At 59.4% G+C, this 9,059-nt stretch carries 8 protein-coding genes; 4 read left to right on the plus strand and 4 right to left on the minus strand.

Annotated features, from left to right (window positions below; all coding sequences use genetic code 11):
* Positions 1 to 474 precede the first annotated feature (474 nt).
* Together ABX749_RS11790 and ABX749_RS11795 are read left to right on the plus strand one after the other, a co-directional pair.
* Positions 475 to 1,941: an arylsulfatase gene (locus ABX749_RS11790; protein ID WP_372896153.1), complete on the plus strand. Its 1,467-nt coding sequence runs from the start codon at positions 475 to 477 to the stop codon at positions 1,939 to 1,941.
* A gap of 472 nt (positions 1,942 to 2,413) precedes the next feature.
* The gene (locus tag ABX749_RS11795; RefSeq protein WP_372896154.1) at positions 2,414 to 4,102 is read left to right on the plus strand and encodes an L-lactate permease; all 1,689 of its coding nucleotides are present in this window, start codon (positions 2,414 to 2,416) and stop codon (positions 4,100 to 4,102) included.
* A gap of 29 nt (positions 4,103 to 4,131) precedes the next feature.
* On the opposite strand, the gene ABX749_RS11800 is transcribed toward ABX749_RS11795, so the two are convergent.
* From ABX749_RS11800 to ABX749_RS11810, 3 genes are read right to left on the minus strand one after another with little or no spacing between them, the layout of a single operon-like run.
* Positions 4,132 to 4,704 carry a hypothetical protein gene (locus ABX749_RS11800; RefSeq protein WP_372896155.1) on the minus strand — a complete coding sequence of 191 codons (573 nt, stop codon included), beginning with the start codon at positions 4,702 to 4,704 and terminating at the stop codon, positions 4,132 to 4,134.
* Positions 4,701 to 5,252: a hypothetical protein gene (locus tag ABX749_RS11805; protein ID WP_372896156.1), complete on the minus strand. Its 552-nt coding sequence runs from the start codon at positions 5,250 to 5,252 to the stop codon at positions 4,701 to 4,703. The genes ABX749_RS11800 and ABX749_RS11805 overlap by 4 nt, the downstream gene beginning before the upstream one ends.
* A complete protein-coding gene (locus ABX749_RS11810) occupies positions 5,245 to 5,550 on the minus strand; it encodes a hypothetical protein (protein WP_372896157.1) in 306 nt (101 codons plus the stop codon). Before ABX749_RS11810 ends, ABX749_RS11805 begins: the two co-directional genes overlap by 8 nt.
* Before the next feature lie 129 nt (positions 5,551 to 5,679).
* On the opposite strand from ABX749_RS11810, the gene ABX749_RS11815 reads away from it, so the two are divergent.
* Both ABX749_RS11815 and ABX749_RS11820 read left to right on the plus strand, forming a co-directional pair.
* A complete protein-coding gene (locus ABX749_RS11815) occupies positions 5,680 to 6,414 on the plus strand; it encodes an ABC transporter ATP-binding protein (RefSeq protein WP_372896158.1) in 735 nt (244 codons plus the stop codon).
* A gap of 94 nt (positions 6,415 to 6,508) precedes the next feature.
* Positions 6,509 to 8,188: a hypothetical protein gene (locus ABX749_RS11820; protein WP_372896159.1), complete on the plus strand. Its 1,680-nt coding sequence runs from the start codon at positions 6,509 to 6,511 to the stop codon at positions 8,186 to 8,188.
* Between the two features lie 94 nt (positions 8,189 to 8,282).
* On the opposite strand, the gene ABX749_RS11825 is transcribed toward ABX749_RS11820, so the two are convergent.
* On the minus strand, positions 8,283 to 9,059 hold a 777-nt coding region (locus ABX749_RS11825; protein ID WP_372896160.1), incomplete at its 5' end, for an OmpA family protein.

Consider the following 9,059-nt stretch of genomic DNA (forward strand, 5'->3'; position numbering starts at 1 on the left):
CAGAACGCGGTCCTCCAACAGGAAGAAGTCGAAAACGCGTGGGGGGTGATTCGCCGACAAGGTTGAAGATCCAGTAAAGTGTGAGCAGAGCTGGCGAAAAACGACGCCACTGCCCCCGTGTCCGTCGTCTTCACCTCCCAATACCTAAGCCACAAAAGGATGGCGGAGATTCGCCTCATCCACGGGACGTACCAATGCGGGGCAACGGCCAGGCAATCTCGCGCTGACTGAACGGACCAATCCGCCTGTGACGGTTATGACCGCTGCCGCTGGGAATCGATTTGGCGGCCCCACCGCAAAAGGCAGAGCAGCGGGTGCGCCGCTTCCTCGCCACAAAGAACGGTCAAGCAGACGGCATTTGAGCCGGTTATGATGCGTGGCACCAACTCGACAACGCCGTGGTGCGACTTCGAAAACGCCGCGTTGCGTTGAACCCTTTCGATTGACCAGCAGGCCCCCACGACCTCCATCTCCATGAAATACGTTCTCTGTTTTTGCTCGCTGATCCTTGCGATCACCGTCCAGGCCGCCGATCGGCCGAATATTGTGTTTATCCTCGCCGACGACATGGGCTATGGCGACGTCCAAGCCCTCAACCCAGATTCCAAGATCGCCACACCGAATCTGAATCGACTGGCCGCCGAGGGCATGACGTTTTCTGACGCACACTCCCCCTCCGCGGTTTGCACGCCGACTCGCTACGCCACGTTGACCGGACGTTATTGTTGGCGGAGCAAATTAAAACGAGGGGTGCTCAACGGATACGGAACGCCCTTGATCGAAACGGACCGACCGACGGTTGCGTCGCACCTCAAACAGCACGGGTACCATACGGCGGTCATCGGCAAATGGCACCTCGGCCTCGGGTTTCAAAAAGACGCCGAAGGCCAATGGGATTGGACCAAACCGCTCAGCTATTCACCAGTCGATGCCGGCTTCGATCGTTCACTGGTCATCCCCGCCTCGCTCGATTTCCCTCCCTATGTTTACGTCGACGGCCATCGGATCACCGGCAAACCCGATCGGATCCAACCGGCCAAAGGATTTCCAGCGTATCTGCGAAAAGGCGAACTGGGTTCAGATTTTTCGATTCCAGATTGTTTGGATGAATTGACCGCGCAGGCTTCCCAGCACATTCGCTCGCGGGCCGACCAAGACCAACCGTTCTTCCTGTATTTTCCGCTCACCGCTCCGCACAAACCCGTTTGGCCACACGGTCGATTCGCCGGGACGACCAAGCTCGGCCCGTATGGGGATTTCGTGTCGCAGGTTGATTGGACGGTCGGTCAAGTCTTGCAGGCGATCGACGAATCCGGTCTCGCCGAAAACACGTTGGTGATCTACACCAGTGACAACGGCTCGTTCATGCGACGCCAGAGCGACGCCGACCAGCCGGGTCATGTCAGCGATGAGACGATCCAGGCGTACTACGAAGGCAACCACAAAGCCAATGGCCCCTGGCGCGGCACCAAAGCAGACATCTGGGAAGGTGGTCACCGCGTCCCGTTTTTTGCCCGCTGGACGGGCACGATCCAACCGGGGTCTCGCAGCGATCAACCGATCTGTCACGTGGACTTGTTTGCGACCGCGGCGGAGTTGGCCGGGACCAAGCTGCCGCCGGCTGAACAGGCCGCGCCGGACAGCTTCAGCATCGTGCCGTTGCTACGAGGAAACGACGAGCAGTTTCGACGCGCGCCCGTCGTGAATCATTCCGCAAATGGAACGTTCGCGATCCGCGATGGAAAGTGGAAGCTGGTTTTCAGTGACGGTTCAGGCGGACGTGAAAGGCCCTTGGGTCGCCCCTTCGGCACGCCTTGGCAGCTGTACGATCTGGACAACGATCCGACCGAGTCGATGGATCTGGCGGAGACGAATCGAGAGGTGGTTGAAGAACTCGGGGCGGAGTTGTTCCGGTTCTTAGCCAACGAGAAGAGCCGCTGAGGCAAGCGAGCCACGCTTCCAACACATTTCAGAGTCACCCTCCCTCTGGGCATCGGTATCTACACAAGTCACTTATTGCCCAAAGGGCATGCATATCCCTAGCCTGGGGCAAGCAAACCGAGCATTTGCGAGGGTTGCGCCGCCCCAGGGACCTGATGGCCACGAGGTTCAATTTGGCCAACGGCCATGCACAACCTTCGCAGTTGCCGAGGCAAGTGTGTATGGCCGTTGGCCAATCCCTCTCGTTCTCGTTTGCGGACCTTGGGCGGTGCCCAAGGCTATGGATGTAAACGGCCGTTGGCCGAAACCATCCACTTAAAACCGATCTGATACACGAAATCTGACATGCAAAAGATGTGTAGATACCAATGCCCTCCGGGAGGGTTTCTCAAGCTGTCTAAACGCTGACGCCCTCTGCCAGGCCGAACGCCCGATTTCTTCCACACCCTCCACACCCTCCAAGACGTCCGCCATGGAAACGATCGCACCGCTGCTGGCTTTCACACCGATTCTGGTTGTTGCCGTTCTGCTGGTCGCGTTGCGGATGCCGGCGTCCCGGGCGATGCCGATCGCGTACGTCAGCGTGGTGGTGTTGGCGTACTTTGTATGGCAACTGGACACGGCAACGATCGCCGCGGCGTCGGTCAATGGATTGGTCGTCACGGCTCAGTTGTTGTTCATCATTTTCGGTGCCATCCTGCTGCTCAACACGCTCAGCGAAAGCGGGGCGCTGGCGGTGATTCGGCGGGGATTCACGGACATCACCCCGGATCGCCGTGTTCAGGTCATCTTGATTGCCTGGTTGTTCGGATCGTTCATCGAAGGCAGCGCGGGATTCGGAACTCCCGCGGCCGTGTGTGTACCGCTGTTGGTGGGACTGGGGTTCCCGGCCAAGTCGGCGGTGGTCAGCGGCATGTTGATCCAGTGCACGCCGGTGTCGTTTGGTGCGGTGGGTACTCCGATCTTGATCGGCGTCAAAAACGGACTCAGCGGCAGCGAGACGGTCGTCGCCTATGCCCGGAACCGGCTCGGTGCCGGCGACGACATCTGGTCCACCTTGCTGCCGTTGGTCGGCGGCCGCGTTGCCTTTGTTCATCTGCTTTGCGGGCTGCTGATCCCGTTATTCGTCGTTGCGGTGATGACACGTTTTTTTGGGGTCAACCGCTCCTGGCGCGAAGGGTTGCGGATCTGGCCCTTCGCGTTGTTTGCGTCGCTGTCGATGACCATTCCTTCGACGATCATTGCCAACACGCTGGGTCCCGAGTTTCCATCGTTGATCGGCGCTCTGGTCGGGTTGGCGTTGACGGTGCCGCTGGCGCGACGGGGTTGGTTGTTGCCTTCCGAACCGGCCTGGGACTTTGCCGACGCCTCGCACTGGCCGGCCGATTGGAACGGCAACGTCGACATCCGCCTGAAGGACGCCGATCACCGCCTGTCCATCGTGCGATCGTGGGCGCCGTACTTGATGATTGCCGTGTTGTTGGTGTTGACGCGGTTGCCCTCGCTTGAGATCGGCCAGTGGCTCAAGTCGATCACGATTCCGACCGACGCCGCGTTGACAGAAAATTTGTTCGGGTCCGACATCAGCGTCAAACCGGTTGCGCCGCTGTATCTGCCCGGCGCACTGTTCGTGTTGGTTTGTTTGCTGACGATTCCGTTGCACCGCATGTCCAAGCGGGCGGTCATCGAAGCGACAACGCGTTCGATGCGGATGGTCGTGTCGGCATCGCTGGCATTGCTGTTTGCGGTACCGATGGTTCAGCTGTTTATCAACAGCACGGGTGGTGAAGCGGGGTTTGATTCGATGCCCAAGGTCCTCGCCGGCGGAGTCTCTTCGTTGGTCGGCGGTGCCTGGCCGTTGCTGTCACCGTTGGTAGGAGGACTCGGCGCGTTCGTCGCCGGCAGCAACACGATCAGCAACATGATGTTTTCTCTGTTCCAATTTCAGGTCGGCCAAAACATCGGTGCCGATCCGATTTGGATCGTCGCGTTGCAAGCGGTCGGCGGAGCGGCGGGCAACACGATTTGTGTGCACAACGTCGTCGCGGCCTGTGCCGTTGTGGGACTGGTCGGCCGTGAAGGCGACATCATTCGCATCACCGCGATGGTGTTTCTGTACTACGTGGTCGTCGCGGGAATCATCGGCATCATCGTCGCGTAAGCCGCGTTGCACCACGCTGGCAGCGAAGCTTACGCCTCGACGGCGCGTACAAATTCTCGATAGCAACCGCCGGTGAAGGCGGCATCTTTGGGAATGAACAGATACAGGTCGCGATCGACCACGACGATCAACCCCTTGCGCGTTCGGATCGGTCGAGTTTGGGGCAACGGTGTGGTGAAATTTCCGTTCGGACCGGCCCATTGAAGCAATCCATCGCTGACGCGGACCGAAAGTCCGGCACCCTCGACGATGCCGAGTGTGGCGAGTTGTTGTCTCGACGTCTTGCGTACACCGACAATCAATCCCAGATAGACGATCGTCGCAAGCCCCATGACGGCAAGCTGACGCAGCACCATGGGAACCTGAAATCCACCGGTCGCGGCTGACGGGCCCAGTGGAAGTAAACCATCAAACGCGACCAAGAATGATAGGGCGATCATCACGAAGGATGCCAATGTCAAACGACCACCGCATCGGTACAGCAGAAACTTGGACTCGGCAAACCGAAGCTGCGGCCTGGTGACGAGAAACTCTGCCGAAGGATTGTCCGCAAGTTCCGCGGAATCCTCCGCATCGATCGGCGCTCGATAGGGATTGATCATTGCGATTCAAACTGCGCGACCGCGGCGTCAAGCTCGGTTCGAATTCCAAGTATCTGTCCCCAACGATACAAATACTCTCGGTCGATTTCGGTGTTGTGCAATGCAAACAGTTCTTGCACGTCTGCTTGGTCGATCAATCGGTTTGCGAATAACTTATGAATGATCAGATCCTCGCGTGAAATGACGCGGACCGGTGCATCGACACCCTCGACTGTTGCGTCCGTCGCATTTTCCAACACGTTTTCATAGTACTCGCTGTCGCCGACGAGCAAGTCGATCTCAACGGTCACGAAAAAGTCTGCCGGCTGGTATTCCCACTGCGTCAACTCGAATAGCCCCAATCGCTTGCCCGAAGGACGTTGCTGTTGAAATCCTAGTCGAGACAGAAGTGGTGAGATCTGATCGAGATCCGACTGCAGCAGCGAAATGACAATGTCCTGAGTGCTACGGACACTTCCCCAGAACGACAGCGCAAGTCCGCCAGCAATCGCGGCAGGGATTTCGGACTTGGCGATTTCCGGCCAGAGGATCGCGAGGGTGTCAATCACCGCTGTCGGTGGCATCGTGTTTCTCCTCCTCGAGTTTCATGGTTTTGATCCGTTGAAAATATCGCTCTGCGGCGCGTTCGTAAGCGGCGAGTTTGCGTTGTCTGCGTTCGGCGTTCCATTGATGATACGCAGATCGGAGGTCGCCCTCGGGACCGATTTTATGTCTCAGACCCGCCATCAGCATCGCGTGCGAGAGTTCCATCGCTTCACGCCAGCGGGCGAAGTTGTACGCCGTACGGCGGGGGTGCTGTGCGGGCAACCCGTCGATTTGGTTTTTTAGCGGCAGCTTCTCGTTCATCAGCTTTGAGTCTCAATCGTCCGGCCATCGGCCAGTGGTTATTTCGAGTCGGCCGACACATCCACGAAGCGTAACCTAACCTTGCAGCAGCCTGTATGCCCACGCCCCCTAAATCAACTGCAAATCCCGATGCTCCGCTGCCACGAGCTCCGCAAACTCTACGAAGACCACTTGGCCGTCGACGGGGTCTCCTTTTCGCTCCAGCCCGGAAACATAGGCGGTTTGGTGGGGCCCAACGGGGCTGGAAAGACCACCACGATGCGTTGCTTAGCCGGTTTAATCCCTGCGACCGATGGCAGTTTGTGCGTTGCGGGGTGCGATTTGTCGCACGGCGGCGCGACGACGTTGATGGAACTCAAACGGCGTCTGGCGTACGTCCCCGACGACCCGCCGTTGTTCGATGACCTGACCGTTGCTCAGCATCTGGAATTCATCGGCCGAATCTACGAGGTGCCCAATCATCGCGAAAAATCCGCCGAGTTGCTCGATTATTTCCAGCTCACCGACAAGACCAACGCCGGGGCGACGACGCTTTCTCGCGGCATGCGTCAGAAACTCGCGATCTGTTGTGCGTACCTGTACGACCCGGCCGTGTTGCTGCTGGACGAACCGATGACGGGCCTCGATCCGCCCGGCATTCGACGCCTGCTTGAATCGATCAAACAACGCGCCGCAGCCGGCGCGACGATCATCATTTCCAGTCACTTGTTGGCGATGATCCAGGACGTGTGCACGCATTTGATTGTCATGCAGCATGGCAAACTGCAGTACTACGGTGACGTCGATCAACTGCGAGCGGAGTTCCCCGGTGCACAATCGCTTGAGGAAGCCTATTTCGAAGCGACCGCGGCGCTGACGGTTTGATGATCACGTGCTGGGCTTCCAGACTGCATCAGCTGTCTTACCTGGCTGGAAGCCTGTTCCACTTTTCTTTTCAGCTTGACCACAACCTCGTCCCATGTCGTCACCCCACAAACATCTGATCTGGCTGACGTTGCGACGCAGTCTGTTTCGGCTTCAACGCGCGGCAAATCGCATGCGGTCGCCGCGCCGTATCGTGGCCTCGGCGATCGCCGTGATTTTTCTGTGTGCCTACGTGTTGAACGGGTTCTTGATCCTGGCGGCGCGGCGGACCGCGGATCCGGAGTCGTTGCGGTTGTGGCTATCCGGCGGCATGGTGCTGTACCTGATTTACCACGCCGTGCGGTGCGTCTGGACCGACAAACAGGTCGACATGGAATACACCGCCGCGGAAAACCTCTGGCTCGGCGGTGCGCCGCTGAAGCGATCGACGGTGGCGGCCTACAAAGTCAACACGGTCTTCTTTTCGGCGTTGTTGAAGACGTTCTTCCTGGTCGTCGCGCTGGCGCCGGATGTCCGGCACGCCGGTCTGTTAGCGACCGGAGTCTTCGCCGCGCTGGTGTTGCTTGAAACGGTGCGGATGATCTGGCAGCGTTTCGTGAGCGGGCTTTCGCGTCGTCATCTCGTGGGGGCGAGGATTGCGTTGTCCGCGATTGCGTTGGCAACCATCATTCAGTTCTTCGGCCAACTGGTCGCGATCACACCCGCCGGTTCACTGCCCGGGGTTTATGTGCTGAACAGTTTTCGCGCGATCGGACAAATTGCATCCTGTGATGCCGTTCAGTGGCTGGCGATCGGTTGGCGTCCCGCCGCGTTACTGGCAACAACGGTCGACATCACCACGCACACCGCGGTTCAAATGTTGGCATCGGTCATGCTGGTACCGTTCGCCATCCTGGCCCTGGTTCGTGTCGATGGCTGGGCCAGGAGATCGACACTGGCTCGCGAACAAGCACGCTTGCGTGCGGGTGATTTTCATTCACCGGCAAGCAGCCGCGCCAACCCAACAGGTACGCGTTGCGACGAGACGTTGGCCGATCGCATCGAAGCGATTCTGCCGCGGCGGATGGGCGAATCGGTGGCGTTGGTTTGGCGACAAGCACTCTCGATCCGGCGTTACTATGGAACGATCTTGTTTAGTTTTCTGGTCCCCACGCTGCTCTGTCTTTCGCCGCTGTTGACCGGACGTGTCGGGAACCAATGGGCGTTTGTCGTTGCCGGGATCGCACTGAGCACGATGCTGCTGGCACCACCGGCACTGCGGTTGGACTTTCGACGCGACTTGAAGCGGATGTTGTTGTTGCGATCACTACCGCTGCGGCCGATCCACGCCGTGCTCGGCCAGTTGACGCTGCCGATCCTGATCACGGTCGGATTTCAATGGACGACCTTGGGAATTGCAGCGGCGGTCGCCGGTCCGGGTTGGCCCCAGATCATCGGGTGGGGCGGCATGCTTTCGGCGTTGGCCGTGTTCACCTTCGCGACCGAAAATGCATTGTTTCTGGCGTACCCGCACCACGAGAACGCACAAGGGTTCGGGATGGTCGTCAGGGCGAACGTGATGTTCCTCGGCAAGGCGACGTTGATCGCCGCCGCCGTCGGGGCGCTGCTGGTTTGGGTGTCGATTTGCAAATCGATCTTCAGCGATCCGCTGTCGGTCCCCGTCTACGTCTTTGGCGCCGTCGCAGGGACCTGGCTAATGGCCGTCAGCGCCATCCTGGTGACCGCGTGGTGCTGGAATCGCTTCGACATCTCCGCCGATCTGCCGCCGGAGTAGGGAGTGGGGAGTTTCAGGTTTTAAGTTCCAAGTTTCAGGTTTGAGGTTTCAGGTTGAACGAACTTGATACCTGGAACTTGAAACCTGGAACTGCTTAAAACGTTTCCGGGTAGATCACCAACTCGATGCGTCGGTTGGCCGCTCGACCTGCCGCCGAGGCGTTGGGTTGCACGGGGCGGTTGGCACCTTGGGCGACGATAAAGAATTGCCCCAGTGGCATGCCGGCGCGTCGGGTCAGCATGTCCAGGACGGCGGAGGCTTGTGCGGAGGCGAGTTGGTGGCTGGCAGCCGAGCCACCGGCTGTTGCCGGAACGTTGTCGGTGTAGCCTTCGATCCCGATGCGTTGCCGCGGGAACAGGCTTCGCAGTTGTGCGGCGACGGGGTCGAGCACTTGGGCCGATTGCTGGATCAGCTGTGCCGTGCCGGGAGCGAACAGTTGGTCGCTGGGAATCGCGATTCGAATCCGGTCGCCGTCTTGCTGAACGGGCAGCCCGCCGAGGTTGAGCTGTGAGGCGAGTCGGCTGAGGTTGGTGTTGGGTTGGATCGAAGCCCCGCCCCGCATTTGCGTCGAAGCTTGGAATCCACGGACCTTGTTCTGAGCCTCGCGGGCGGCGATCGACGCGGTCTCGAGTTGTTGGTTGGTGTCGGCCAGCTGTTTGCGGACGAGGTTCAGTTCCTCGCGATACACCTGTGCCTGCTGTTCGCTTTGGGCCAGTTGCGTGTGCAGTTGGCGATTGTTGTCATCGAGCAATTGCACCCGCCGGTTCAGTTCGGCCATCCGCGAGTCGTTCGGGTTGACGCCTTGCTGCGAGACTGCCGGTCCGAATGAACTGGTCGGCTGCGGATAGGTCGCCGGTCCCGCCAGGTACGG

It is taken from the genome of Stieleria sp., from assembly GCF_041595215.1.
Classification (GTDB): Bacteria; Planctomycetota; Planctomycetia; order Pirellulales; family Pirellulaceae; genus Stieleria; species Stieleria magnilauensis.

Bases quoted from the DNA above. Each gene is read 5' to 3' on its own strand.
- ABX749_RS11815 (WP_372896158.1), top strand. From the start codon at position 5,680: ATGCTCCGCTGCCACGAGCTCCGCAAACTCTACGAAGACCACTTGGCC.
- ABX749_RS11810 (WP_372896157.1), bottom strand. From the start codon at position 5,550: ATGAACGAGAAGCTGCCGCTAAAAAACCAAATCGACGGGTTGCCCGCA.
- ABX749_RS11795 (WP_372896154.1), top strand. From the start codon at position 2,414: ATGGAAACGATCGCACCGCTGCTGGCTTTCACACCGATTCTGGTTGTT.
- ABX749_RS11820 (WP_372896159.1), top strand. From the start codon at position 6,509: ATGTCGTCACCCCACAAACATCTGATCTGGCTGACGTTGCGACGCAGT.
- ABX749_RS11790 (WP_372896153.1), top strand. From the start codon at position 475: ATGAAATACGTTCTCTGTTTTTGCTCGCTGATCCTTGCGATCACCGTC.
- ABX749_RS11800 (WP_372896155.1), bottom strand. From the start codon at position 4,704: ATGATCAATCCCTATCGAGCGCCGATCGATGCGGAGGATTCCGCGGAA.